Source organism: Agrococcus casei LMG 22410 (assembly GCF_900163565.1).
GTDB lineage: Bacteria > Actinomycetota > Actinomycetes > Actinomycetales > Microbacteriaceae > Agrococcus > Agrococcus casei.
Genome location: NZ_FUHU01000020.1, coordinates 226,423 through 250,851 on the forward strand (window position 1 = coordinate 226,423; position 24,429 = coordinate 250,851).

Annotated in this window: 23 protein-coding genes; 16 read left to right on the plus strand and 7 right to left on the minus strand. The window is 67.3% G+C overall.

What is annotated here, in order from left to right:
- Positions 1 to 5: 5 nt before the first annotated feature.
- Both CZ674_RS04060 and CZ674_RS04065 read right to left on the minus strand, forming a co-directional pair.
- The gene (locus CZ674_RS04060) at positions 6 to 1,619 is read right to left on the minus strand and encodes a phospho-sugar mutase (RefSeq protein WP_086991245.1); all 1,614 of its coding nucleotides are present in this window, start codon (positions 1,617 to 1,619) and stop codon (positions 6 to 8) included.
- Entirely contained in the window at positions 1,616 to 2,440 is an 825-nt protein-coding gene (locus CZ674_RS04065) for a purine-nucleoside phosphorylase (protein WP_086991246.1), read from the minus strand. Before CZ674_RS04065 ends, CZ674_RS04060 begins: the two co-directional genes overlap by 4 nt.
- A gap of 28 nt (positions 2,441 to 2,468) precedes the next feature.
- On the opposite strand from CZ674_RS04065, the gene CZ674_RS04070 reads away from it, so the two are divergent.
- The gene (locus CZ674_RS04070; protein ID WP_407640211.1) at positions 2,469 to 3,899 is read left to right on the plus strand and encodes an NAD(P)H-quinone dehydrogenase; all 1,431 of its coding nucleotides are present in this window, start codon (positions 2,469 to 2,471) and stop codon (positions 3,897 to 3,899) included.
- Between the two features lie 96 nt (positions 3,900 to 3,995).
- Here the strand turns inward: CZ674_RS04070 and CZ674_RS04075 are convergent, their stop codons facing one another.
- Positions 3,996 to 5,756, minus strand: coding sequence for an acetyl-CoA carboxylase biotin carboxylase subunit (locus CZ674_RS04075; protein ID WP_086991247.1), 1,761 nt, complete (start codon positions 5,754 to 5,756; stop codon positions 3,996 to 3,998).
- Positions 5,757 to 6,019: 263 nt separating this feature from the next.
- Here CZ674_RS04075 and CZ674_RS04080 point away from each other — a divergent pair, with 263 nt between their 5' ends.
- Genes CZ674_RS04080 through CZ674_RS04090 form a run of 4 tightly spaced genes read left to right on the plus strand, consistent with a single transcriptional unit; the run spans position 6,020 to position 10,426 of the window.
- Complete coding sequence (locus CZ674_RS04080; protein ID WP_086991248.1) at positions 6,020 to 6,658, plus strand: TetR/AcrR family transcriptional regulator; 639 nt, start codon at positions 6,020 to 6,022, stop codon at positions 6,656 to 6,658.
- The gene (locus CZ674_RS04085) at positions 6,655 to 8,373 is read left to right on the plus strand and encodes an ABC transporter ATP-binding protein (protein ID WP_086991249.1); all 1,719 of its coding nucleotides are present in this window, start codon (positions 6,655 to 6,657) and stop codon (positions 8,371 to 8,373) included. The genes CZ674_RS04080 and CZ674_RS04085 overlap by 4 nt, the downstream gene beginning before the upstream one ends.
- A 2-nt stretch (positions 8,374 to 8,375) precedes the next feature.
- Complete coding sequence (locus tag CZ674_RS14555) at positions 8,376 to 8,750, plus strand: hypothetical protein (protein WP_327078612.1); 375 nt, start codon at positions 8,376 to 8,378, stop codon at positions 8,748 to 8,750.
- Entirely contained in the window at positions 8,675 to 10,426 is a 1,752-nt protein-coding gene (locus tag CZ674_RS04090) for an ABC transporter ATP-binding protein (RefSeq protein WP_327078613.1), read from the plus strand. The genes CZ674_RS14555 and CZ674_RS04090 overlap by 76 nt, the downstream gene beginning before the upstream one ends.
- Before the next feature lie 153 nt (positions 10,427 to 10,579).
- On the opposite strand, the gene CZ674_RS04095 is transcribed toward CZ674_RS04090, so the two are convergent.
- Positions 10,580 to 11,212: a Maf family protein gene (locus CZ674_RS04095; RefSeq protein ID WP_086991250.1), complete on the minus strand. Its 633-nt coding sequence runs from the start codon at positions 11,210 to 11,212 to the stop codon at positions 10,580 to 10,582.
- 43 nt (positions 11,213 to 11,255) lie between these two features.
- Here CZ674_RS04095 and CZ674_RS04100 point away from each other — a divergent pair, with 43 nt between their 5' ends.
- The 7 genes from CZ674_RS04100 to CZ674_RS04130 all read left to right on the plus strand — a co-directional run bounded on the left by CZ674_RS04100 (position 11,256) and on the right by CZ674_RS04130 (position 18,059).
- On the plus strand, positions 11,256 to 12,749 hold the full coding sequence (locus tag CZ674_RS04100) for a flavin monoamine oxidase family protein (protein WP_086991251.1): 1,494 nt from the start codon (positions 11,256 to 11,258) through the stop codon (positions 12,747 to 12,749).
- Between the two features lie 9 nt (positions 12,750 to 12,758).
- Positions 12,759 to 14,024 (plus strand): class I SAM-dependent RNA methyltransferase, encoded by a 1,266-nt coding sequence (locus tag CZ674_RS04105; RefSeq protein WP_234988414.1) that lies wholly within the window; start codon positions 12,759 to 12,761, stop codon positions 14,022 to 14,024.
- Positions 14,025 to 14,029: 5 nt separating this feature from the next.
- Positions 14,030 to 14,401: a hypothetical protein gene (locus tag CZ674_RS04110; RefSeq protein WP_086991252.1), complete on the plus strand. Its 372-nt coding sequence runs from the start codon at positions 14,030 to 14,032 to the stop codon at positions 14,399 to 14,401.
- Positions 14,402 to 14,559: 158 nt separating this feature from the next.
- A complete protein-coding gene (locus CZ674_RS04115; RefSeq protein ID WP_143244624.1) occupies positions 14,560 to 15,045 on the plus strand; it encodes a hypothetical protein in 486 nt (161 codons plus the stop codon).
- A gap of 240 nt (positions 15,046 to 15,285) precedes the next feature.
- Positions 15,286 to 16,140 (plus strand): tryptophan 2,3-dioxygenase, encoded by an 855-nt coding sequence (gene kynA, locus CZ674_RS04120; RefSeq protein WP_086991254.1) that lies wholly within the window; start codon positions 15,286 to 15,288, stop codon positions 16,138 to 16,140.
- Positions 16,137 to 17,354 (plus strand): kynureninase, encoded by a 1,218-nt coding sequence (kynU, locus tag CZ674_RS04125; protein WP_086991255.1) that lies wholly within the window; start codon positions 16,137 to 16,139, stop codon positions 17,352 to 17,354. The genes kynA and kynU overlap by 4 nt, the downstream gene beginning before the upstream one ends.
- A gap of 6 nt (positions 17,355 to 17,360) precedes the next feature.
- The gene (locus tag CZ674_RS04130) at positions 17,361 to 18,059 is read left to right on the plus strand and encodes an alpha/beta hydrolase family protein (protein WP_086991256.1); all 699 of its coding nucleotides are present in this window, start codon (positions 17,361 to 17,363) and stop codon (positions 18,057 to 18,059) included.
- Here CZ674_RS04130 and CZ674_RS04135 read toward each other — a convergent pair.
- The 3 genes from CZ674_RS04135 to CZ674_RS04145 are packed head-to-tail and all read right to left on the minus strand — an operon-like array spanning position 18,037 to position 20,662.
- On the minus strand, positions 18,037 to 18,852 hold the full coding sequence (locus tag CZ674_RS04135; RefSeq protein WP_086991257.1) for a hypothetical protein: 816 nt from the start codon (positions 18,850 to 18,852) through the stop codon (positions 18,037 to 18,039). The two genes, CZ674_RS04130 and CZ674_RS04135, sit on opposite strands and share 23 nt — an antisense overlap.
- A 4-nt stretch (positions 18,853 to 18,856) precedes the next feature.
- Entirely contained in the window at positions 18,857 to 19,060 is a 204-nt protein-coding gene (locus tag CZ674_RS04140; protein ID WP_086991258.1) for a hypothetical protein, read from the minus strand.
- A 9-nt stretch (positions 19,061 to 19,069) separates the two neighbouring features.
- Entirely contained in the window at positions 19,070 to 20,662 is a 1,593-nt protein-coding gene (locus CZ674_RS04145) for an acyl-CoA carboxylase subunit beta (protein ID WP_086991259.1), read from the minus strand.
- An 83-nt stretch (positions 20,663 to 20,745) separates the two neighbouring features.
- Between CZ674_RS04145 and CZ674_RS04150 the strand changes: the two genes are divergently transcribed.
- Genes CZ674_RS04150 through CZ674_RS04165 form a run of 4 tightly spaced genes read left to right on the plus strand, consistent with a single transcriptional unit; the run spans position 20,746 to position 24,427 of the window.
- Complete coding sequence (locus CZ674_RS04150) at positions 20,746 to 21,513, plus strand: biotin--[acetyl-CoA-carboxylase] ligase (protein ID WP_086991260.1); 768 nt, start codon at positions 20,746 to 20,748, stop codon at positions 21,511 to 21,513.
- Between the two features lie 4 nt (positions 21,514 to 21,517).
- Positions 21,518 to 21,982 (plus strand): PH domain-containing protein, encoded by a 465-nt coding sequence (locus tag CZ674_RS04155; protein ID WP_086991261.1) that lies wholly within the window; start codon positions 21,518 to 21,520, stop codon positions 21,980 to 21,982.
- The gene (locus CZ674_RS04160) at positions 21,979 to 23,289 is read left to right on the plus strand and encodes a UDP-glucose dehydrogenase family protein (RefSeq protein ID WP_086991262.1); all 1,311 of its coding nucleotides are present in this window, start codon (positions 21,979 to 21,981) and stop codon (positions 23,287 to 23,289) included. The genes CZ674_RS04155 and CZ674_RS04160 overlap by 4 nt, the downstream gene beginning before the upstream one ends.
- Position 23,290: 1 nt before the next feature.
- Positions 23,291 to 24,427: a 5-(carboxyamino)imidazole ribonucleotide synthase gene (locus CZ674_RS04165; protein ID WP_200810039.1), complete on the plus strand. Its 1,137-nt coding sequence runs from the start codon at positions 23,291 to 23,293 to the stop codon at positions 24,425 to 24,427.
- Positions 24,428 to 24,429 lie beyond the last annotated feature (2 nt).

The window sequence follows — 24,429 nt, forward strand, 5'->3', positions numbered from 1 at the left end:
CCTCGCTACGCGACGAGTGGACGCATCGCCTCTGCGTACGCACTGACCAGCGCGCGTGCCGCATCCTGGTCGCCCGTCGCGTCGACGGAGTCGATGTAGACCTTGACCTTCGGCTCGGTGCCGCTTGGCCGCACCATGACGCGTGAGCCGTCGGCCATCGTGAAGCGCAGGATGTTGCCGATCGACCCGTGCTCCGGCAGGTTCAGGTCGTCGGCCGCGGTGACGGCGACGCCTGCGAGCTCGGTCGGCGGTGTGGCGCGCAAGGCAGCCATCGTCGCTGGGATGCGCGCGAGATCGGTGACGCGCACCGAGACCTGACCCGAGGCATAGGCGCCGACGGTGGTCGCGATCTCGTCGAGCAGGTCGAGCAGGGTGCGACCCTCGGCGCGCAGAGCACCGTGAATCGACAGGATGCGTAGCAGGGCAGAGATGCCGTCTTTGTCGCGCACCGTCTCGGGGTTCACGAGGTAGCCGAGCGCTTCTTCGTAGCCGTAGACGAGGCCGTCGACGCGCGAGACCCATTTGAAGCCCGTCAGCGTCGCCTGGAACTCGAGGCCGAAGTGCTTCGCGATCGCCTCGAGCCCGGGGGAGGAGACGATCGAGCACGCGAGTGTGCCGGTGCCGAGGCGCTTCGCGGCATCCCAGCCGAAGATCAGGCCGACCTCGTTGCCGGTGAGCTGCTGCCAGCCGCCCTCGACCGGAACACAGACCGACAGGCGGTCGGCGTCGGGGTCGTTGGCGATGATCAGCTCGGCGTGCTCGCGATCAGCCGTGGCCATGGCGAGGTCGAGTGCGCCGGGCTCTTCGGGGTTCGGAAACGCGACGGTCGGAAACGCGCCGTCGGGGTCGCGCTGCTCGGCCACCGGGATCAGCGGCTCGAAGCCAGCTGCCGCAACGGCGTCGCGGGTGGTCAGCCAGCCGACGCCGTGCATGGCCGTGTAGACGACGCGCGAGCTTGCACCCGGCTGGCCGAGTGCGGCGGTTGCCGAGACGTAGCGCTCGCGGACGTCGTCGCCGAGCTGCTCGAATGTGCCTTTCGGGAGGTCGTCGAAGGTGTAGCGCGAGGCCATCAGCTCGATCTCGGCTGCGATCTCGGCGTCGACCGGTGCCACGATCTGGCTGCCCTGGTCGGCGTCGCCGAGGTACACCTTGAAGCCGTTGTCGCGCGGCGGGTTGTGGCTGGCAGTCACCATCACGCCTGCCGAGACATCGAGGTCGCGCACTGCGAACGCGGTCACGGGCGTGGGGGCGGGCCCGGGCAGCAGCAGCGCGCGCACGCCTGCACCTGCCATGATCTCAGCGGTGTCGCGAGCGAAGACGTCGGAGTTCACGCGGCCGTCGTAGCCGATCACGACACTCGGATGCGCGCCGCGCCGAAGCAGGAACGATGCGAGCCCAGCAGCAGCCTGGGCGACCGAGACGCGATTCATGCGTGCGCTGCCCGCGCCGAGCTCGCCTCTGAGGCCTGCGGTGCCGAACTCGAGGCGTCCGGCGAACGCCGACTCGAGAGCCGCGGCGTCTCCGGCCTCTGCCTGGGCGATGAGCCCTGTGAGCTCTTCGCGTGTGACGGGGTCGGGATCCTGCGCGAGCCAGGCCCGCGCGGTGTCGAGGGTGCTCATGCCCGGGCTCCGATCGCCTCGACGATGTCGGCAAGCAGCTTTGAGATCACCGGCTCGGCTTCGCGTCCGGCCTCGACGACCTCTTCGTGCGACAGCGGGGTCTTCTGGATGCCTGCGGCCAGGTTGGTGATGAGGCTGAGGCCCAGCACCTCCATGCCGGCCTCGCGAGCTGCGATCGCCTCGAGCGCCGTCGACATGCCGCAGATGTGGCCGCCGATCGTCTCGGCCATCTTCACTTCGGCCGGAGTCTCGTAGTGGGGTCCGCGGAACTGCACGTAGACGCCCTCGTCGAGCGTGCTGTCGACCTCGAGTGCGATGCGACGCAGCCGCGATGAGTAGAGGTCGGTGAGGTCGACGAACGTGGCGCCCTCGAGGGGCGAGTCGGCCGTGAGGTTGATGTGGTCGCTGATCAGCACGGGCTGGCCCGGCTGCCAGTGGCGCTTGATGCCGCCTGCGCCATTGGTGAGGATCATGGTCTTCGCGCCGGCGGCGGCTGCGGTGCGCACCGAGTGCACGACGGCGCGAACGCCGCGGCCCTCGTAGTAGTGCGTGCGGGCGCCGATGATGAGTGCGCGGCGGCCGTCTGCGAGCAGCACGGAGCGGATTGTGCCGACGTGCCCGGCGAGCGCTGGCTTCGAGAAGCCGGTCACGCCTGTGGCGTCGAGCTCGTGTGTCGTCTCGCCCAGCAGGTCGGCTGCTTTGGCCCATCCGGAGCCCAGTGTGAGGGCGATGTCATGGCTCTCGACACCGGTCTGCGCTGCGATGTCGGCAGCAGCGAGCTTCGCCAGTTCGAAGGGATTCTCGTCGCGTGTGGCATTCATGCTCCTAAGCTACGGCAAGATGGGGTGTGTGAATGCAACAACAGGCGCCCAGAAGGTAGTTGTCATCGGCGGCGGTCCGGGAGGTGCTGAGGCAGCTCTCGCCGGAGCACAGCTCGGTGCTGACGTCACGCTCATCGAGCGCGTCGGCGTCGGAGGCTCGGCCGTGCTGACCGACGTCGTGCCGTCGAAGTCGCTGATCGCGACGGCCGAGAGCGCGGCGGCGATCCGCGATGCGAACGCCCTCGGCGTGCAGTTCTACGTGCGCGGCGAGACCGGCAGACCCCACAAGCCAGAGGTCGCAGTGAACCTGCAGGCGGTCAACCGACGCCTGCTCTCGCTCGCCGGCCAGCAGTCGCTCGACATGAAGGCAGAGCTCGAGCGCGCAGGCGTCACGATCGTGCAGGGCGAGGGCCGCCTCGTCAGCCCCAGCCGCGTCGTCGTCTCGACGGGCAAGAAGGGCACTGACTTCGACGAGTTCGAAGCAGACACCGTCATCGTCTCCGTCGGCGCCAGCCCCCGTGAGCTGCCGAGCGCGATGCCCGACGGCAAGCGCATCCTGACCTGGACCCAGCTCTACTCGATGGACGACGTGCCCGAGCACCTCATCGTGGTCGGCTCGGGTGTGACGGGCGCCGAGTTCGCCAACGCGTACTCGAACATCGGAGCCAAGGTCTCGCTCGTCTCCTCGCGCCAGCGCGTGCTGCCGAACGAAGACGCAGATGCGGCCGAGGTCATCGAAGAGGTCTTCAAGCGACAGGGCATGAACGTGCTCTCGGAGTCGCGCGCCGCGAGCGTCGAGGCGACCGAGACCGGTGTCGTCGTCACGCTCGAAGACGGCCGCAAGGTCGAAGGCTCGCACTGTCTCATGGCAGTCGGCTCCGTGCCCAACACCAAGGGTCTCGGCCTCGAAGAGGCTGGCGTCGAGCTGACCGAGTCGGGCCACATCAAGGTCAACCGCGTCGCCCGCACCAACCTGCCGAGCGTCTACGCGGTCGGAGACTGTGCAGACGTGCTGCCCCTCGCATCCGTCGCCCAGATGCAGGGACGCACGGCGATGTTCCACGCGCTCGGCGACGCAGTGAGCCCGATCAGCCTGCGGGCCGTGGCGAGCAACATCTTCACGCAGCCCGAGATTGCGACGGTCGGCTGGCAGCAGAAAGACCTCGAAGACGACATCGCGCAGGGCGACATCCAGGTCGTGCACCTGTCGCAGAACCCGCGAGCCAAGATGATGGGCATCGAAGACGGCTTCGTGAAGCTGTTCGCGCGCAAGGGCTCGGGCACCGTCATCGGCGGCGTCATCGTGTCGCCGAAGGCCTCAGAGCTGATCTACCCGATCACGATGGCGTTCGAGAACCGTCTGACGGTCGACATGATCGCCAAGGTGTTTCCGGTGTACCCGTCGCTCACGGGTTCGATCGCCGATGCGGCGCGCTCGCTGCACCGGATTGTGGACTGAGCCAGCGCATCCGCTGATCTGAACTCCCTTTGGAGCTCGCTCTCTGCTTACGCGGAGGCTGAACTCCAAAGGGAGTTCAGGTCAGATGCCGCGGCGCTACTGCTCCTCGTCGGGCTCGATCGTGAGCAGCGTGTGCCCCGACGAGATCGTCTTGCCGACGGGAGCATCGAGCGCGGTCACCGTGCCCGAGATGCTGGCCTGCAGCGGCTGCTCCATCTTCATGGCCTCGAGCACGACGAGCAGGTCGCCCGCGACGACGCGCTGGCCGACCTCGATCTCGCACTTCACCACAGTCGCCTGCATCGGGCTCGTGACGGTGCCGCTGGCAGCGCCCGCAAGCACGGTCTTCGCGCGCTTCGGAGCGGGTCCGCGAGCATCGGGAGCCTCGCCGAACAGCCGCGACGGCATCGACACCTCGATGCGCTTTCCGTCTGCTTCGACGACGACCGAGCGACGCTCTTCGGGCTGGCCGAGGTCGCCGGGCTCGCCGCCCCAGGGCTCGACGTCGCCAGCCCACTCGGTCTCGATCCACGAGGTGTAGACGCCGAAGCCCTCGTCGCCCGTGAAGGCGGGGTCGTCGACGACGAGCTTGTGGAAGGGCAGCACCGTGGGCAGGCCCTCGATCTCGAACTCGGCGAGCGCCCGGCGTGAGCGCTGCAGCGCCTCTTCGCGCGTGGCGCCCGTGACGATGAGCTTGGCCAGCAGCGAGTCGAAGCTGCCGCTGATGACGTCGCCTGCGACGACGCCCGAGTCGATGCGCACACCCGGACCGTCGGGGGCGCGGAAGACGTGGATGGGGCCGGGCGCCGGCATGAAGCCGCGGCCTGCGTCTTCGCCGTTGATGCGGAACTCGAACGAGTGGCCGTTGATCTCGGGGTCGTCGTAGCCGAGTGCTTCGCCTTCTGCGAGACGGAACTGCTCGCGCACGAGGTCGATGCCGGTGACCTCTTCAGAGACCGGATGCTCGACCTGCAGTCGCGTGTTCACTTCGAGGAACGAGACGGTTCCGTCGGATCCGATCAGGAATTCGCATGTGCCCGCGCCGACGTAGCCGGCCTCGCGAAGGATGGCCTTCGACGACTCGTAGAGCAGCGTCTGCTGCTCGTCGGTCAGGAACGGCGCGGGCGCCTCTTCGACCAGCTTCTGGTGACGACGCTGGAGGGAGCAGTCGCGGGTGGAGACGACGACCACGTTGCCGTGCGCATCCGCGAGGCACTGCGTCTCGACGTGGCGGGGCTTGTCGAGGTACTTCTCGACGAAGCACTCGCCGCGGCCGAATGCGGCAACGGCCTCGCGGGTCGCCGACTCGAACTGCTGGGCGACCTCGTCGCGGCTGCGCGCGACCTTGAGTCCGCGTCCGCCGCCGCCGAAGGCAGCCTTGATCGCGACCGGCAGGCCGTGCTCGTCGGCGAAGGCGATGACCTCGTCGGCGGTCTCGACCGGGTTCAGCGTGCCCGGCGCAAGGGGTGCTCCCACGCGCTCGGCGATGTGGCGCGCCTGCACCTTGTCGCCCAGTGCGTCGATGGCTGCGGGGGAGGGGCCGATCCAGGTCAGGCCCGCGTCGATGACGGCCTGCGCGAACGCCGAGTTCTCGGCGAGGAAGCCATAGCCAGGGTGCACCGCGTCGGCGCCCGAGCGGCGCGCTGCCGAGAGGATCTTGTCGATGACGAGGTAGGTCTCGGCGCTGGTTGTTCCCTTGAGCGCGTAGGCCTCGTCGGCCAGGCGCACGTGGCGCGCATCCCGATCGGGGTCGGCGTAGACGGCGACGGATCCGATGCCTGCGTCTTTGGCTGCACGGATGACTCTGACTGCGATCTCGCCGCGGTTGGCGACCAGGACCTTTGTAATGCGGGGCATGATTCGAGATTCTACAAGCCATCGCATGAATGCCCTGCCGATTCCTCTACCAGAATCGCGAAATCGTTGACGTTGCCGACAAAAATAGGGTCGGCAGCGGGGCTGCGGCGAGGTGCAGAGCGGATGCGCAGATCAGCCGATCAGACGACTGAAGGTGAGTGCGCATCCGGGGTCCGTCTCGCCGGCCCCAGAACCGCGGGGCAACACGCCCAACGGGGTTCTGCCACTAGGTGAGTGAGTGCTCACTCACCTAAAGTGTCTCCGTGGTGATTCCCCGACTCTCAAGGTCCGACAGACAGGACCAGATCCTTGATGACGTGCTCGAAGTCGTGCTCGAGCTCGGCATCTCGGTGACCTCGCGAGACCTGGCCGCGGCGGCCGGAGTCTCTGAGGGCACGCTGTTCAAGGTCTTCGAGACGAAGGAGAACCTGCTTCGCTCTCTCGCGTCCAAGCACAGCGGCATGCCCGACAGCGTCGGGGTGTGGCTGCAGAGCATCGACGTCGCCGGCATGAGCTTCGAAGACCTCGTGATCGGCATCATCGAGAACGCCATGGAGCAGTACCGCAGGTCATTCCGCATCTTCTACGCGCTCGGCCCGTACATCGACAGCCCCGGCAAGGACGCGCTCGAGCAGTTCGAGCGCGAGCTCGAGCCCTGGACCGACGCTCTCCTCCAGCACAGCCACCGGCTGCGCGCCTCTCCCGAGTCAGCTGCCTCGATACTGCGCATGCACGCAGTGGCAGCGGCCGACACCACCAACATGTGGACTCAGCAGCTCACGCCCGCTGAGCACGCAGACATCTTCCTCCACGGCCTCATGCGGCCACACGATGCCGCTGCACTCGACTCCACTGCACGCGACTCCGCTGCACACGACTCCACTCAGGGAACCCAAGAATGAAACTCCTCCACCTCATCAAGCGCTACGCGGGGCCCTACTGGCCGCTGATCGTGCTCGTGGTGCTCTTCCAGTTCGCGCAGTCGGTGCTCAGCCTGCTGCTGCCCACCATCAACGGCGACATCCTGAACGACGGCGTGCTCGTCGGCAACACCGACGTCATCTGGCGCCTCGGCGGCTGGATGCTGGTCGTCAGCCTGCTGCAGATCGCCGCGAACACGCTCGCGATCCTGTGCGGAGCGATCATCGCCATGCGCGCTGGCCGCGACATGCGCGCAGACGTGTTCCAGAAGGCATCGGCCTTCAGCGAGCAGGACATGCAGCGCTTCGGCTCCGCCAGCCTCATCACCCGCAACACGAACGACGTGCAGCAGGTGCAGATGCTCATCCTGATGTCGTGCACCATGCTCATGTCGGCGCCCATGCTGTCGATCGGCGGCATCGTGCTCGCGATTCGCGCTGACGCAACGCTGTCGTGGATCGTCGCCGTCGCCGTGCCGGTGATGCTGATTGTCATGGCGCTCATCGTCAGCCGTCTGGTGCCGATCTTCGCGACGCTGCAGGAGAAAGTCGACGCGATCAACCGTGTCATGCGCGAACAGCTCACGGGCATTCGGGTCGTTCGGGCATTCGTGCAGGAGAAGCGCGAGAAGCGCCGCTTCGACAAGGCGAACGAAGACCTCTACTCGGCGATGCTGCGAACAGGCAATCTGTTCGTTCTGGCGTTTCCGCTCATCATGCTCATCGTCGAGGTCTCGAGCGTCGCCGTCATCTGGTTCGGTGGCCATCTCGTCGACAGCGGCGAGCTTGAGATCGGCACGATGATGATCTTCCTGCAGTATCTGATGCAGATTCTGATGGGCATCATGATGATGACCTTCATGACGATGATGATCCCTCGCGCTGCAGTCGGCGCACGCCGTATCAGCGAGGTCATCGAGACTGAGGCCTCGGTCGCCCGAGGCACGGGCAGCGCTGCTCCGGCAGACGGCACGGTGGAGTTCGAGGGCGTCAGCTTCTCATACCCCGGTGCCGACACCCCTGTGCTAGAAGACGTGACGTTCACCGCGCATCCGGGTGAGACCGTTGCCATCATCGGATCGACGGGCGCCGGAAAGACAACGCTCGTCAACCTGATCGCGAGGCAGTTCGACGTCACGGCAGGGTCAGTGCGAGTCGGCGGTGTCGACGTGCGCGAATCCGACACCGACCAGCTGTGGGCGAATCTCGGCCTCGTGCCGCAGCGCCCGTACCTGTTCTCGGGCACGGTGGCCTCGAACCTGCGCTTCGGCGATGAGAACGCCACCGAAGCTGATCTGTGGCAGGCGCTCGAGATCGCGCAGGCCAAGGGATTCGTCGCAGAGAAGGGGCTCGACGCTCGCGTGGCGCAGGGCGGCACGAACTTCTCGGGAGGGCAGCGACAGAGACTGTCGATCGCGAGGGCGCTCGTGAAGCGCCCGAGAGTGCTGCTGTTCGACGACTCGTTCTCGGCGCTCGACACGTCGACGGATGCGCGGCTGCGGGCGGCACTCGACGCCGAGCTGTCAGACATCACCAGGATCGTCGTGGCGCAGCGCGTCGCAACCGTGCAGGGTGCCGACCGCATCCTCGTGATCGAGAGCGGACGCATCCTCGACCAGGGCACGCATGACGAGCTGCTGGAGACCAGTGAGACCTACCGCGAGATCGTGAACTCGCAGATGAGCGTAGAGGCCTGATCATGGCGAAGAGAAACGCACAGCCGGAAGCCCCGAAAGAGCTGACCGAGCAGGAGAAGCTCGAGCTCGAGCTCGAAGAAGCCGGTCGCTCGGCTGACGGCGACTGGGGTGGCCCGCCGCCGGGCAAGCCGAAGAACCTGGGCCCCACTGTGAAGCGACTGCTCGGTCTGCTCGCGCCGTTCAAATGGCTGCTCGCGACGGTCTTCGCGGTCGGCTCGATCGGCGTCGTGCTGCTCGTGCTGGCTCCGAAGGTGCTTGGCGAGGCACCCACGTCGTCGTTGAGGGCTTCATTCAGGGGCAGATGCCCGAGGGAGCCACGCAGGATCAGATCGTCGAAGGCCTTCGGCAGCAGGGCGAAGACGACTTCGCCAACATGATCGCCGCGATGCAGAACTTCAATGCCGGTGCCGGCATCGACTTCGAGCGGCTCGCGGGCATCCTGGCGATTGTGCTCGGCCTGTATGTCGCGGCCAGCCTGTTCAACTGGCTGCAGGGCTTCGTGATCAACCGCGTCGTGCAGAAGACGGTTCGCGGCCTGCGCGAGGACGTCGAGAACAAGGTGCATTCGCTGCCGCTGGGCTACTACGACAGCATGAACCGCGGCGAGCTGCTCAGCCGGCTCACGAACGACCTCGACAACATCGGCCAGACGCTCTCGCAGGTGTTCAGCCAGATCGTCACAGCGCTGCTGACGCTGACCGGCGTGCTGTTCATGATGTTCTGGATCGACTGGCGCCTCGCGCTCATAGCCTTGATCACACTGCCGCTGACGGCGATCGTGCTCGGCGGCGTCATGGCTCCGGCGCAGGGGCTGTTCCGCAAGCAGTGGCGTCGCACCGGTGCGCTCAACTCGATCGTCGAAGAGACCTACACGGGGCACACACTGGTCAAGGTGTTCGGACGCGAGCGCGAGACCCTCGTCCAGTTCCAAGAAGAGAACGAGCAGGTCTACAACGCATCGTTCAAGGCGCAGTTCGTCTCGGGCCTGATGTTTCCGCTCATGACCTTCGTCGGCAATATCGGCTACGTGCTCGTGGCGGTCGCCGGCGGCCTGTTCGTCGCGGCCGGTGCGATTCTCGTCGGTGACGTGCAGGCGTTCATTCAGTACTCGCAGCAGTTCACGCAGAACATGAGCCAGCTGGGCCAGTCGGGATCCATGGTGATCTCGGGCGCAGCCTCGGCAGAGCGCGTCTTCGAGCTGCTCGACGCAGACGACGAAGAAGCAGACACGGGAACGGATGCGGTCGAGCGCGGCGCAGGCCGCGTCGACTTCCAGCACGTCAAGTTCTCGTATTCGGCTGACAAGCCGCTCATCGAAGACCTGTCGCTCGTCGTCGAGCCGGGGCAGACGGTTGCGATCGTCGGCCCGACCGGTGCCGGAAAGACAACCCTTGTGAACCTCTTGATGAGGTTCTACGAGATCGATGGAGGGCGCATCCTGCTCGACGGCCGCGACACCCGTGACATGACCAGGCAGGCGCTTCGTGCGCAGACCGGCATGGTGCTGCAGGACACCTGGCTGTTCGGCGGCACGATCCGCGACAATATCGCCTACGGCAGGCCCGACGCGAGCGAGGACGAGATTCTCGAGGCGGCGCGCGCCACCTATGTCGACCGCTTCGTGCAGTCGCTGCCCGACGGCTACGACACGGTGATCGACGAGGACGCGACGAACCTGTCACAGGGCGAGAAGCAGCTGATCACGATTGCCAGGGCGTTCTTGACGCAGCCGAGCGTGCTGATCCTCGACGAGGCGACGTCTTCGGTCGACACCCGGACCGAGGCGCTGCTGCAGAGCGCGATGACGGCGCTGCGGTCTGCCCGCACGTCGTTCGTGATCGCGCACCGACTGTCGACCATTCGCGATGCCGACGTCATCCTGGTGATGGAGCAGGGCTCGATCGTCGAGCACGGCGGGCACGACGAGCTGGTTGCGGCCGAGGGCGCCTACTACCGCCTGCTGCAGGCGCAGTTCGAGATGGCCGCTGTCGACATCGACGCCGAAGAGGCGCTCGAGACCGGGTCGATCGCGGTGCAGGAGCAGACGACGTAGGGCTGGCTGGGGTCGCTGCTGTGGCTGCTGTCACCAGAAACCGCAATGCAGCACAATGTGCACGAGAAGCCGCAGATTCTGCGGCTTCTCGTCACATCTCGGCTTCTCGTGCACGCGCGCCAGCCCAGCAGACGCAGCCAAGCCGACAGGCCCCTACGTTGTCAGCTGCGGCCACGCCACCCCGAGCTCGCGCGCCAGGCGCCGAACCGCTGGGATGCTCATGCCGATCACCGTCGACGGGTCGCCCGTGACGGTGTCGATGAAGGCGGCGCCGCGACCGTCGATCGTGAATGCGCCCGCGACCTTCAGCGGCTCGCCCGTCGCCACGTAGTCGTCGATCTCAGCGTCCGTGATGTCGGCCGAGAACGTGACCGATGTTGCGGTCGCCGAGCGCGCATCCTGCACTGCCTCGCCGTTCTCGACGCGAATCAGGTGATGCCCCGAATGCAGCACCGCAGTCTTGCCGCGCTGCGCGATCCAGCGCTCGCGGGCTCGCTCGGGCGTGTGGGGCTTGCCGAGCATCTCGCCGTCGAGCTCGAGCGAAGAGTCGCCGCCGAACACCAGCCCCGTGAAGCCGTCGACGGCGGCAGCGCCGAGAAACGCCTCGGCCTTCGCCCGCGCCAGCAGCGTGACATACGCCTCGGGCGTCAGTGCGCCGTGTTCGGCGATGTGCGCGTCGATCAGCCCATCTTCATCGACGTCGGTCGGTCGAACGTCGGGCTCGATTCCTGCCTGTCGCAAGAGCATGAGCCGGGCGGGGGAGGCGGATGCGAGCACCAGTTGCATGGCGCAACTCTATCGGCGAGCAGCCCACAGATATCGTCGAGGCATGCGAACAGAAGCAGACGTCGTCGTCGTAGGAGCCGGTCCCGCAGGCCTCATGGCCGCCCGAACGCTCGCCGCAGCAGGCAGGAGCGTCGTCGTGCTCGAGGCGCGAGAGCGCGTCGGCGGCCGCACCTGGAACGGCGTCACGATCGACGAGACCGGCGTCGAGCACTTCATCGAACTCGGCGGCCAGTGGATCTCGCCCGACCAGACGCGCCTCGCCGCACTCGTCGAAGAGCTCGGCCTCGAGACCTTCGACCGCTACCGCGACGGCAAGTCGATCTACGTCTCGCCCGACGGCACTCGCCACGAGTACGAGGGCGACCGCATGCCCGTGAGCGAGACCACCGCGACCGAGATGCAGCGCCTCATTGACGAGCTCGATGCGCTCGCGGCCGAGGTCGGCGCCGAGGCTCCGTGGGCTGCCGAGCGTGCGGCCGAGCTCGACACCATCGCCTTACGCTCGTGGCTCGAGCAGCGCAGCGACGACGCTGAGGCGATCGACAACGTCTCGATCTACGTCGCATCGGGCATGCTCACCAAGCCCTCGCACGCGTTCTCGACCCTGCAGGCGGTGCTGATGGCCGCATCCGCCGGCTCGTTCTCGAACCTCGTCGACGAGGACTTCATTCTCGACAAGCGGGTGATCGGCGGCATGCAGCGCGTCTCCGAGTCCATGGCGCGCGAGCTCGGCGACGCGGTCGTGCTCGGATCGCCGGTCCGAGAGATCGAGTGGGCGACGCCCGACGAGTCGACGGCCGACCCCCGCAACGGCATCAAGGCGGATGTGCGCAACGGCGTTCCGAACAACGGCGCACCCGGGCGCGTGGTCGTCAGGTCAGACAAGCTGACCGTCACTGCGAAGAGCGTCGTGCTGGCCGTGCCGCCCAACCTGTACAGCCGCGTGCAGTTCGTTCCTCCGATGCCTCGCGAGCAGCAGGTCGCGCACCAGCACATCTCGATGGGCCTCGTCATCAAGGTGCACGCCGTGTACGAGACGCCGTTCTGGCGCGAGCAGGGGCTCTCGGGCACGGGCTTCGGCGGCGGCCGGCTCGTGCAGGAGATCTACGACAACACCAACTTCGGCGAGAACATCGCCGGCGGCACGCCTGGCGAAGAAGACCCGCACGGCACGCTCGTCGGATTCATCTCAGATGTGCACGCCGAGCAGATGTGGGCGCTCGACGCAGACGAGCGCAAGGCCCGCATCCTCGACGCGATCGCGCTGTACCTCGGCGACGAGGCCAAACGGCCGATCGCGTTCGCCCTCTCTGATCTGGGTGCCGAGGAGTGGACCCGCGGCGCCTACGCAACGAGCTACGACCTGGGCGGCCTGCACCGCTGGGGGCACCTGCAGAATCGCCCGACCGGGCCGATCCACTACGCGTGCAGCGACATCGCCTCCGAGGGCTACCAGCACGTCGACGGAGCCGTGCGGATGGGCGAGCGCGCCGCCCAGGCGATCATCGCGCACTCGAAGCAGGCACGCGACTCCTAGACTGAGACCGTGGCAAAACGCGATCTGAGAAACTCACTGACAGCAGGCGACACCCTCGAGGTCGTTGTCGACAACGTCGCGCACGGCGGAATCTTCGTCGCGCGCACCGAGCACGGGGTCGTGTTCGTTCCCGAGGCGCTCCCCGGCGAGCGCGTGCGCGTCGAGGTGTCGCGGGTGCAGAAGTCGTTCGCGCACTCAGAGCTGCTCGAGGTGCTCGAGCCTTCGAGCGACCGCGTCGAGCACTTCTGGCCAGAGGCCAGGCTCGACCGCGCGCCCGAGCATCGAGCCGGCGGAGCCGAGTTCGGCCACATCAAGCTCGCAAAGCAGCGTGAGCTGAAGACGCAGGTGCTGCGCGAGGCGATGCAGCGCTTCGGAGGAGTCGAGGCGGATGCGCGGGTCGTCGCAGCGCCGGGCGACAACGACGCGAGGGGCCTCGGCTGGCGCACGCGGGTCCGACTCCAGGTCAGCGAGGCTGGCCGCCAGGGGCCGTTCGCCGCACGCACCCACAATGTCGTCCCGGTCTCGTCGCTGCCGCTTGCCGCACCGAGCATCCAGCGTGATGCCCTGCTCGACGAGCGACTCGTCGGAGCAGCCATCGTCGACTACGTCGCGCTCGCCGACGGCTCGACCGACATCATCGCGAGCGAAGCCGGTGCTGAGGCCGGCCGCAGCGACACCATCGTCGAGCTTGTGGGCGACCGCGAGTTCCAGCTCGACCGGGCAGGGTTCTGGCAGGTGCACCGCGAGGCGCCCGCGCTGCTGACCGATGCTGTGCGCCGTGCCATCGACGTCTCGCTCGCCGACCCCAAGGCCGCCAACCTCGACCTCTACGGAGGCGTCGGCCTCTTCGCAGCTGCCCTGGGCGACCTGCTGGGCTCGACCACTCGCGTGACGAGCGTCGAAGGCAACGAGATCGCGACCGACCACGCCGCCGAGAACCTGGCCGAGTGGGTCGGAGCCCAGACCGCGACCGCCAGCGTGCAGCAGTATCTGAAGTCGACCCTCGAGCGCGCCAGCGCCGCCGAGCGCGACCGCTTCAGGGCAGCGACCGTCGTGCTCGACCCGCCTCGTGCCGGTGCCGGCGAGCCGGTGATCGACCTGCTTGCCGACTATGCGCCGGCGCAGCTGGTCTACGTCGCCTGTGACCCCGTCGCGCTCGCCCGCGACACGGGGCTGCTGCGGGCGCGCGGCTACGAGCTTGCGACGCTCGAGTCGTACGACCTCTTTCCGCACACGCACCACCTCGAGTCGGTGGCCGCGTTCAGACGCGCGTAGCCGGCATGCTGCTGCGCAAGATCCTCTGGACGCTCGCATTCGCCATCGGCTACTCCGGCGGCATCATCGCGATCCTCAACGTGACCGACAGCCCCTGGATCACGGTGTTCGTCGTGATTGCATTCCTCGGCGCCCTCATCACGGTGTGGGTCGAGACGCCGCGCATGGCTGTGCCCCCGGGCGTGGTCTGGCCGGTCGCTGTGATGCTCGGTGCCGCAGTGCTGGTGCTGATGGGGTGCCTCGCACTCGTCGGCATCGCCCAGGGGTCGCTGTGGCTGCTGCTGCTCGCCGCATTCGCGCTGCCGTGGATCGTGTATCCCGTGCTCGGAATGCGCGAGCGATACCGCCGAAATCGTGAGGGCGACACGGTTCTCTGAGGGGTTTCGTGACGGTGCCTCAGGGCACGCCGATTGAATTGTGTTTTCTCAATCAGTCGATAGACTGAATGCTGTACGACCGCTCTGCGGGTGTCATCGATGACACCCGGCTGGGGCGGTCTCTTTGCTGTGTGAAGAAGACGAAGAAAGCTGAGAATATGACCCTCAAGAAGACTGCAACACTCATCGCCGCTGCTGCCGCAGCAGCACTCGCCCTGGCAGGCTGCGCCAGCGCTGGCGGTGCTGATGAGACTGCCGAAAGCGAGAGCGCGGCTTCGAGCGAGCAGGCTGTCGAGCGCACCGCTGCCGTCAGCACCATCTGCACGACCGAGGGCGGAGCAGAGTTTACGATCATCGACTTCGAGACCTCGTGGAACTTCTCGTCGCCCGGCGACTCGATCGCCGACTGCAGCAGCGAGGTGCTGACCGACGGCACGCTGACCGAGGAGCAGGCCGCAGCCGCTGAGGCGCTCGGCCAGCCCGACGACATCGAGGCAGTTGCGCCGCTCTACGCAGTGTGCGCGCACCCCGAGTTCGGCGGCATCGACCCGGCTGCTGCCAGCGACGAAGAGACCGCTGAGCTGCAGGCTGCCGTGCAGCTCTGCCCCGAGCACCCGCTCGCCGCAGAGGTCGAGGCTCGCTAGCCCCGCGCATCCGCTGAAGAGCCCCGCACTCGCTCATGAGTGCGGGGCTCTTCGCTGCTTCGAGGTCTCTGCAGATTCGTCGCCGTTTTTCGGCGTGCACAGCATCGTCATCTGGATAATCCCGTCGAAGCCCCGCTCAGTCCCTGAAAATGGCGAAGGGGGCACGTCCCGAATCCCATCGTCGACATAGACTCGTAGTCGCCGCGGCATCGACGAAGCCTGCCGCGCAGAGAGGCGACCATGGGTGACAACGACAACACACGTGACATCGAGTCGGGAATCCACACCGATCTGCGCGAGCAGATGACCTACGGGTCGTATCTCGACCTCGACCGCGTGCTGTCGGCGCAGCACCCGCTGAGCGATCCCGAGCACCACGACGAGATGCTCTTCATCATCCAGCACCAGACCTCTGAGCTCTGGCTGAAGCTCGTGCTGCATGAGCTGCGCGCCGCCATCAGCAGCCTCGCCGCCGACGACCTGGGCGATGCGATGAAGAAGATCGCCCGCATCAAGCACATCCAGAAGACCATGACCGAGCAGTGGTCGGTGCTGGCGACCCTGACCCCCACCGAGTACGCGCAGTTCCGCGGCACGCTCGCCAACGCATCCGGATTCCAGTCGGCCCAGTACCGCGCAGTCGAGTTCGCCCTCGGCAACAAGAACCGCGGCATGCTGCGCGTGTTCGACGGCGAGCCCGAGTGGCGCGAAGAGCTCGAGCGGATTCTCGAGGCGCCGAGCCTCTACGACGAGTTCCTGCGCTACCTCGCCCGCCGAGGCTACGCGATCCCCGAGAGCATCCTCGAGCGCGACGTGTCGAAGGCGCATGTGAGCGACCCCGCGCTGGTCGAGGTGTTCAAGGTCATCTACGACGGCGCGCCCGAGCACTGGGACGCGTACGAAGCGTGCGAAGAGCTCGTCGACCTCGAAGACAACTTTCAGGAGTGGCGCTTCAGGCACATGCGCACGGTGCAGCGCACGATCGGCTTCAAGCGAGGCACGGGCGGATCGAGCGGCGTCGCGTTCTTGCGCAAGGCGCTTGAGCTCACGTTCTTTCCTGAGCTGTTCGAAGTGCGCACGGAGGTCGGACGATGAACTGGGCAGAGCGCGCAGCGCAGCACGATGCACAGGATGCGCTGGCCGGCTTCCGCAGTCAGTTCGCAGGGCACGACGACCCGGCGGTGCCGGCGTATCTCGACGGCAACTCGCTCGGCAGGCCGCCGCTGGCTGCCAAGCAGCGCTGGGCTGACTTCGTAGAGACCGAGTGGGGCGGCAGGCTCATCCGCGGCTGGGACGAAGGCTGGTTCGCGAAGCCCCTCGCCCTCGGCGACCGCATCGCAGCAGCCACGCTCGGAGCCGCCGCAGGCCAGACCATCGTCGGCGACTCGACCACGGTCTCGCTCTACAAGCTTGTGCACGCGGCGCTCGCGGCACGCCCCGATCGCAGCGAGATCGTCGTCGATAGGGGCAACTTTCCGACCGATCGCTACATCGTCGAGGGCATCGCCCGTGACACGGGGCGCACGATTCGCTGGATCGACGTCGAGCTCGGCGCCGGGGTCACGCCCGACGACGTCGCTGCCGTGATCGGCGACCAGACCGCTGTCGTGCTGCTCAGCCACGTGGCGTTTCGCTCGGGCTTCGTCGCCGACGTGCCGGCGATCACCGCTGCCGTGCACGAGGCCGGCGGCCTGGTCGTGTGGGATCTCTGCCACTCGGTCGGCGTGCTGCCGATCGAGCTCGATGCCTGGGGCGTCGACTTCGCGGCGGGCTGCTCGTACAAGTACCTCAACGGCGGACCGGGAGCCCCGGCCTTTCTGTATGTGCGCGCCGAGCACCACGAGCTGGCGCAGCAGCCGATCCAGGGATGGATGGGCGTGCGCGACTCGTTCGAGATGGGCCCGGTCTACGAGCCGGCAGAGGGCATCCGCAGGTTCGTCTCGGGCACACCGCCCGTGAACGCGATGATCGGCATCGAGGCGATGCTCGATCTCGTCGAAGAGGCGGGCATCGGGGCGATTCGCGAGAAGTCGGTGGCGCTGACAGAGTTTGCGATCGAGCTCTATGACGCGCTGCTCGCGCCGTCGGGCGTCGAGCTCACGTCGCCTAGAGATGCTGCGGTGCGCGGCGGCCACGTGACGATCGACCACGAGCGCTTTCCCGCGCTCATCGGTGAGCTCTGGAGCGAAGGCGTCATCCCCGACTTCCGGCCCCCGGCAGGCATCCGGCTCGGGCTGTCACCCCTGTCGACGTCGTTCGCCGAGGTCGAGCACGCGATCTCGCGCATCGCCGCCGGCCTCGCCCGCTGACCTGCCGTGACCGACATCCTCGAGCGCTCTGCCCGCGATCCCGATCGGGTGCTGCGATACAGCGCGGCGCCGACGGGCGTGGTCGACGTCTATGACGGAGGCTCGCGCGGCGTGCTGCTGCTCGTGCACGGCGGCTTCTGGCGCGCTCGCTACGACCGCATGCACCTGCGCCCGATGGCCGCGGCCCTCGCTGATGCCGGGTGGATCGTCGCGCTGCCCGAGTTTCGCCGTGTCGGCGACCCGGGCGGCGGGTTCCCCGGATCCGTCGACGACATCCGCGGCCTGGTGCGCGGGGTGCGGTCGCTGGTCGGGGCCCCAGAGGCACCCCTGACCGTCGTCGGCCACTCAGCCGGAGGCCACCTCGCGATGCTCGCGGCGGGTGAGACGGATGCGCGGGTCGTCTCCCTTGCAGGAGTACTCGACTTGGCAGCCGCCCAGCGCGAAGGCCTGTCGAACGGAGCAGCCGACGAGTTTCTCGGCGGAGCACCGGCAGCCGGCGCCGACCCCATGAGCCAGCCGCTGCCCGCGGGCGAGATTGCGCTCGTGCATGGCGTAAACGACACCGAGGTGCCGGTCGAGTACTCGAGGCGGTTTGCGGAACGCGACTCGTGCATCCGTCTCTCGACTCCGAACTGCGGGCACTACGAGCTGATCGACCCCGAGTCGTCGGCGTTCGCCGAGGTCACTGCGGCGCTTGCGGGCTGACGAGCACCCGCTGGCGCTTGCGGCTTGCGAGAGCAGCCCACACGAGCAGACCCGCCGCGATCAGCACAGCGAGGGTCTTCGCGAGCAGCCCCAGAGCCTGGTCGCGCGCGTACACGACGACCAGGCTGTTGATCGCCTGCGCACCGAAGGCCAGCGCCAGCAGCACGGAGACGCCCGCAGCGGTCAGGCGCGTCGCAAGTGACTCGAACGCCGCGAGCACGACGATCAGGACGACCGCGAGGCTCGGGATCAGCGACGCAAGCAGCGACAGCAGCGGCACGCCGGTGTTGCCCGTCGTGCCCGAGATGAACGGCGACAGGAAGCCGAGCAGCAGGCTCACAGCGATTGCCACGAGACCAAGCACGAGCGGCAGCCTGGGCACGCCCGTCTGCCCTTGGCGCGCGGCACGCATCGCGTAGACAGCAGCGCCGCCCGCGATCACGAAGCACACGCTGAAGAGCATCGTGGCTGCTCCAGAGAGGTCTCCGACCTGCACGAGCGAGAACGCGCCGACGCCGAAGAGTGCGATGGTGTAGAGCACGGCGATGATCATGCCGGCGATGTGGCCCGCCCGAAACGGAAAGAGTACCAGGGCGAGGATGAGGGTCAGCGCGGCCGCTTCGCTCAGCAGGATCACGAACTGTGCCGCGACCACGGGGCCGACGCCCGCCGATCCTCCGAAGATCCTGACGGCGAGCACCAGCGACGTGAGCAGATCAGCGACTGCGATCAGCAGCACTGCGGTGAAGGCGATGCGAGTGGCGGCGGATGCGCGGGTCGGCTGCTGCGTCATGAACTCAGCCGAGCACCTTGCGGTGCTTCGTCTCGCCCCACTCGGCTGCCATCTCTGTCAGCACCGCTTCGACTGCCGCGGCCTCTTCTGTCGTGGGGCTGCCGGCGACGATCTGCATGTCGGAGTAGATCTCTTTGGCATCGACTCCGGGAGCCGGCGCCGGTGACTTGGCCTTGGCCGTCTGCGAGTACGCGAGTGAATCGAACATGAGCGCCTCCTAGAGAGGAATGTTGCCGTGCTTGCGGTCGGGCCCTGCGACTTGCTTCGACCGTAGGAAGCGGAACGCCTTCGACACGGCAACGCGCGTCTCGGCGGGCTCGATGATGCCGTCGATTTCGCCGCGCTCTGCTGCGAGGTAGGGGCTGGCGACGCTGTATGTGTAGTCGTCGGCGAGCTGCTTGCGCACTGCCTCGACGTCGTCGCCGTTGCTCTCGGCGTCTTTCAGCTGCCCGCGGTAAAGGATGTTCACGGCGCCCTGGCCGCCCATGACGGCGATCTCGGCGGTCGGCCACGCAATGTTGATGTCGGCGCCGAGGTGCTTCGAGCCCATCACGATGTACGCGCCGCCGTAGGCCTTGCGCGTGATGACCGTGACGAGGGGCACCGTCGCCTCTGCGTATGCGTACAGCAGCTTCGCACCGCGGCGGATGACGCCCGACCACTCCTGGTCGGTTCCGGGCAGGTAGCCGGGCACGTCGACGAGGGTGAGCACCGGAATGTTGAAGGCGTCGCAGAAGCGCATGAACCGCGCGGCCTTCTCGCCGGCCTCGATGTTGAGCGTGCCTGCCATGGCCTTCGGCTGGTTGGCGATCACGCCGATCGAACGGCCCTCGAGTCGGCCGAAGCCGATCGTGATGTTGGGCGCGTACAGCGGCTGCACCTCGAGGAACTCGTTGTCGTCCATGAGCGACTCGATGATCTCGACCATGTCGTACGGCTGGTTCGGCGAGTCGGGGATGATCGAATTCAGTCTGCGGTCGTGGTCGTTCACGACGCGAGCGGCAGTGTGGTCGTAGGCGGGAACCTCGACCTTGTTGTTGTCGGGAAGATACGACAGCAGCGCGCGCACGTAGTCGAGCGCGTCGTCTTCGTCTGCCGCGAGGTAGTGGGCAACACCCGAGACCTCGTTGTGCGTGCGGGCGCCGCCGAGCTCTTCGAAGCCGACCTCTTCACCCGTGACGGTCTTGATGACGTCGGGGCCGGTCACGAACATGTGGCTCGACTTGTCGACCATGATCACGAAGTCGGTGAGGGCGGGGGAGTACACGGCGCCACCGGCTGCCGGGCCCATGATGATCGAGATCTGGGGGATCACACCGCTCGCGGCGGTGTTGCGCTTGAAGATCTGCGCGTACTTGCCGAGGGCGACGACACCCTCCTGGATGCGCGCGCCGCCCGAGTCGAGAATCGAGATCAGCGGAATCTTCAGGTCGAGGGCGTAGTCCATGACCTTGACGATCTTCTCGCCCGCGACCTCGCCGAGCGAGCCGCCGAAGGTCGTGAAGTCCTGCGCGTAGACGGCAACGCGGCGGCCGAACACGGTCGCCATGCCCGTGACGACTGCGTCACCGGCGGGCCGGTTCTTCTCCATGCCGAAGGCCGTCGTGCGGTGCTTCACGAACGTGTCGAACTCGACGAAGCTTCCCTGGTCGACGAACTCGGCGATGCGCTCGCGGGCGGTCTTCTTGCCCTTGGCGTGCTGCCGCTCCTTCGCCTTCTCCTCCTTCGCGAGGACTGCCTCTGACAGGCGGGTCTTCAGGTCGGCGACTCGGCCGGCCGTTGTCTGGAGCTTCTCGTTCTCTTCAGTCACGCATCCGAGTGTACGTTGTCGCGCCGCGGCATCCGAGGATATTCCGATGAGGCGGCCCAGCGGCCGAGCATTACTCTGGTGCCATGGCAACAGACAGGCGCTTCGAGCCAACGACTCATATGTATGCGCAGACGCCTTCGACGTTTCAGCACGCCGACCCGGCAGCCGCCGAATGGACGACCTGGGCGACGCTCAATCAGACCGCAGGTCGCGGCCGGCGCGATCGCACCTGGCAGTCGACCCCGGGGGAGTCGCTCGCCGCGTGCGTGCTGGTGAAGCCCGAGCAGGGCATGACCTGGCTGCCACTGGCGGCCGGGCTGGCACTGGTGCGTGCGCTGCGACCGCTTGTCGCGCATCCGGTCGGGGTCAAATGGCCGAACGACGTGCAGATCGAGATCGACGGAGAAGCCCGCAAAGTCGCGGGCATCCTGTGCGAGATGCGCGACGGTGCCGTCGTGGTCGGCTTCGGGGTCAACCTCGTGCAGCAGGCGGATGCGCTGCTTCCGACCGCAGTCTCACTGCGGCAGGCGGGTGCCGAGGGTGAGGCCACAGCTCTGGCCGAGCGCGTGCTCGACGACATGCGTGCCCATCTGCGGGAGCTGGCCGGCCAGCTCGGCACGCCTGCCCTCCGCGAGCAGATCGAAGCCGAATGCCTCACGCTCGGGCTCGACGTGCGCGCCGAACTGCCGGGCGACCGCATGATCAGAGGGCGAGCTGTGCGGCTCGATGACGATGGGGGCCTGGTCATCGACACCGACGCGGGCGAGACGGCCGTGGTCGCGGGCGACGTCGTGCACCTGAGGCCCGAGGCGTGGCAAAGCGCGCGAACCGGCGGCGAACAGGCAGACTAGACGCATGTCCGATCCGCAGGATGAGCGAGTGATCGCTCGTGTGAGGCCCCATGCCCGCACGCTGATTCTGCCGACCCTCGTGCTGTGGGCGCTGAGCTTCACCACGATGTTCCTGCTCGGACGAGTCGACTGGTCGCCCTGGAATGCGGTCGTGCTGATCGCAGGCGGCGTACTGGTCGCGATCCTGTGCGTGTTTCCGTTTCTGGCGTGGATGTCGCGCCGCTACACCTTCACGACCAGGCGGGTCACGCTGCGGTCGGGCTTCGGCGGCATACGCCGCGAGGTGCAGCTGAACCGCGTGCACGACGTCACGCTGCGCAGACGCGGCCTGCAGATGATGTTCAGATCCGGAGACGTTCTCGTGTCTACAGGTGGAGAACGCGCTATTGTGCTTGCTGATGTGCCCAACGCATCGCTCGTGCATCGAGCGCTGAATGAGCTATTGGAAGAACCGGCGGAGGAACTATGAAGATCGCAGTCATCGGATGCGGATACCTCGGGGCTGTGCACTCTGCAGCAATGTCTTCGGTCGGGCACGAAGTGGTCGGCGTCGACGTCGACCCCCGCAAGCTCGAGATGCTCAGCTCGGGCCACGCGCCCTTCTACGAGCCGGGCTTCGACGAGCTGCTGACCGAACAGGTCGCAACCGGACGACTGTCATTCACTGATGACTTCTCGAAGGTCGCAGACGCCGAGGTCATCTTCATCGGCGTCGGCACCCCGCAGACCGAGGGCTCGAACGCGGCCGACCTGCGCTACGTGAACTCGGCCATCGAGTCGCTCAAGCCCTACATCGGCGCGCACACGCTCATCGCGGGCAAGTCGACCGTTCCCGTCGGCACCGCAGCTCGCCTCGCGAGCGAGATCGAGTCGACCGGCGCCCGCATGCTCTGGAACCCCGAGTTCCTGCGCGAGGGCTTCGCAGTGCAGGACACCCTGCGCCCCGACCGCCTCGTCTACGGAATCGGCGACGGCGACACCACCAGCGTCGCGCAGCTCGACGAGGTCTACCGCTCGATCCTCGACACGGGCGTCGACCGCATCGTCACCGACTTCGCAACGGCCGAGCTCGTCAAGGTGAGCGCCAACGCGTTCCTCGCGACCAAGATCTCGTTCATCAACGCCATGGCAGAGATCGCCGAACAGGTCGGTGCCGACGTCACCGAGCTCGCAGACGCGATCGGCCTCGACGAGCGCATCGGCCGCAAGTTCCTCAACTCGGGCCTCGGCTTCGGCGGCGGCTGCCTTCCCAAAGACATCCGTGCCTTCCAGGCGCGTGCAGAAGAGGTCGGTGCCACCGAGTCGCTGCAGTTCCTCTCGGAGGTCGACAAGGTCAACCTGCGCCGTCGCGACCACGTCGTCGACCTGGCAGCTCGTGAGCTCGACGCCCTCGGCTCGAAGCGCGTCGCGGTGCTCGGTCTCGCGTTCAAGCCCAACAGCGACGACGTGCGCGACTCGGCAGCCCTCGACGTGGCGGCGCGCCTGACGGCCGACGGCTACGAGGTGCGCGGCTACGACCCCAAGGCCGGCGAGACCGCAGGTCGCGTGCAGCCTGACCTCGACATCCGCTCGACTCTTGCCGAGGCAGTGGCCGAGGCTGACGTGATTGTCGTCGGCACCGAGTGGGCAGAGTTCAAGGAGGTCGACCCCGCGACGCTCGAGAGCCCCGCGAAGGTGGTCATCGACGGACGCAACACCCTCGACCGCAAGCGCTGGCACGACGCCGGCTTCAAGGTCATCGCACTCGGACGCCGCACGCTCGAGCCCAAGGCCTAGCGTGATCGTCGGCGTTGTCGGCGCCGGGCAGCTGGCCCGGATGATGATCCCTGCCGCGGTGCAGCTCGGCATCGAGCTGCGGGTGCTGGCAGAAGCCGACGGCATGAGCGCACAGCTCGCGCAGACCGCGGTGGGCGACTACCGCGACGCCGCGACGGTGCTCGAGTTCGCCCGCGGTGTCGATGTGCTCACGTTCGACCATGAACACGTTCCCCAAGACGTGCTGCGTGCGGTCGTCGATGCGGGCATCCGCGTGGCTCCCGGCCCCGACGCCCTGCTGTTCGCGCAGGACAAGCGAGAGATGCGCCGCCGCATGAGCGAGCTCGGTGCGCCGCAGCCCGACTGGGCGCCCGTCGACTCAGACGACGATCTGCAGGCGTTTCTCGACGCACACGGCGGCGCCGCGATCCTGAAGACCGCGAAGGGCGGCTACGACGGCAAGGGCGTGCGGCGCGTGACGAGCGTGACGGATGCGCGCGACTGGATCGACGCGGCTGTCAGCGGCGAGGGCCCGCAGCTGCTGGTCGAGGAGCTCGTCGACTTCACCCGCGAGCTCTCGCAGCAGCTCGCTCGCAGCATCCGCGGCGAGATCGTCAGCTGGCCGCTGGTCGAGACGGTGCAGCGCGACTCGGTGTGTGCCGAGGTCTACGCGCCCGCCAGGGCCGGAGCCGGCGACGCCCGCAAGCGCGCAGCAGAGGCCGCAGAGATCGCGCACCTGATCGCAGAGGGTGTCGGCGTGACCGGCGTCATGGCCGTCGAGCTGTTCGAGACGGCGGATGGGCGGGTGGTGGTGAACGAGCTGGCCATGCGTCCGCACAACTCCGGTCACTGGACCATCGAAGGGTCGACCACGAGCCAGTTCGAGCAGCACCTGCGTGCCGTGCTCGACCTGCCGCTCGGCACCGCAGACATGGTGCGGCCCGCTGCGGTCATGGTCAACGTGCTCGGAGGGCCCTCGAGCGGCCGCATGGAAGACGTCTACGCGAACGCCCTTGCAGCCTGCCCCGACGTGCATTTCCACTCGTACGCGAAGACCGCGAGGCCTGGCCGCAAGGTCGGCCACGTCACCGCGATCGGCGATGATGTTCAGCGTGTTGCCGACCGCGCGGGCGTCGGTGCACGATTCTTTGAGGTCTAGAC

Coding starts and splice junctions, on each gene's coding strand:
- CZ674_RS04155 (WP_086991261.1), top strand. CDS start 21,518: ATGTCCGATCCGCAGGATGAGCGAGTGATCGCTCGTGTGAGGCCCCAT.
- kynU (WP_086991255.1), top strand. CDS start 16,137: ATGAACTGGGCAGAGCGCGCAGCGCAGCACGATGCACAGGATGCGCTG.
- CZ674_RS04090 (WP_327078613.1), top strand. CDS start 8,675: ATGCCCGAGGGAGCCACGCAGGATCAGATCGTCGAAGGCCTTCGGCAG.
- CZ674_RS04075 (WP_086991247.1), bottom strand. CDS start 5,756: ATGCCCCGCATTACAAAGGTCCTGGTCGCCAACCGCGGCGAGATCGCA.
- CZ674_RS04085 (WP_086991249.1), top strand. CDS start 6,655: ATGAAACTCCTCCACCTCATCAAGCGCTACGCGGGGCCCTACTGGCCG.
- CZ674_RS04100 (WP_086991251.1), top strand. CDS start 11,256: ATGCGAACAGAAGCAGACGTCGTCGTCGTAGGAGCCGGTCCCGCAGGC.
- CZ674_RS04110 (WP_086991252.1), top strand. CDS start 14,030: ATGCTGCTGCGCAAGATCCTCTGGACGCTCGCATTCGCCATCGGCTAC.
- kynA (WP_086991254.1), top strand. CDS start 15,286: ATGGGTGACAACGACAACACACGTGACATCGAGTCGGGAATCCACACC.
- CZ674_RS04095 (WP_086991250.1), bottom strand. CDS start 11,212: ATGCAACTGGTGCTCGCATCCGCCTCCCCCGCCCGGCTCATGCTCTTG.
- CZ674_RS14555 (WP_327078612.1), top strand. CDS start 8,376: ATGGCGAAGAGAAACGCACAGCCGGAAGCCCCGAAAGAGCTGACCGAG.
- CZ674_RS04115 (WP_143244624.1), top strand. CDS start 14,560: ATGACCCTCAAGAAGACTGCAACACTCATCGCCGCTGCTGCCGCAGCA.
- CZ674_RS04065 (WP_086991246.1), bottom strand. CDS start 2,440: ATGAATGCCACACGCGACGAGAATCCCTTCGAACTGGCGAAGCTCGCT.
- CZ674_RS04135 (WP_086991257.1), bottom strand. CDS start 18,852: ATGACGCAGCAGCCGACCCGCGCATCCGCCGCCACTCGCATCGCCTTC.
- CZ674_RS04160 (WP_086991262.1), top strand. CDS start 21,979: ATGAAGATCGCAGTCATCGGATGCGGATACCTCGGGGCTGTGCACTCT.
- CZ674_RS04060 (WP_086991245.1), bottom strand. CDS start 1,619: ATGAGCACCCTCGACACCGCGCGGGCCTGGCTCGCGCAGGATCCCGAC.
- CZ674_RS04150 (WP_086991260.1), top strand. CDS start 20,746: ATGGCAACAGACAGGCGCTTCGAGCCAACGACTCATATGTATGCGCAG.
- CZ674_RS04140 (WP_086991258.1), bottom strand. CDS start 19,060: ATGTTCGATTCACTCGCGTACTCGCAGACGGCCAAGGCCAAGTCACCG.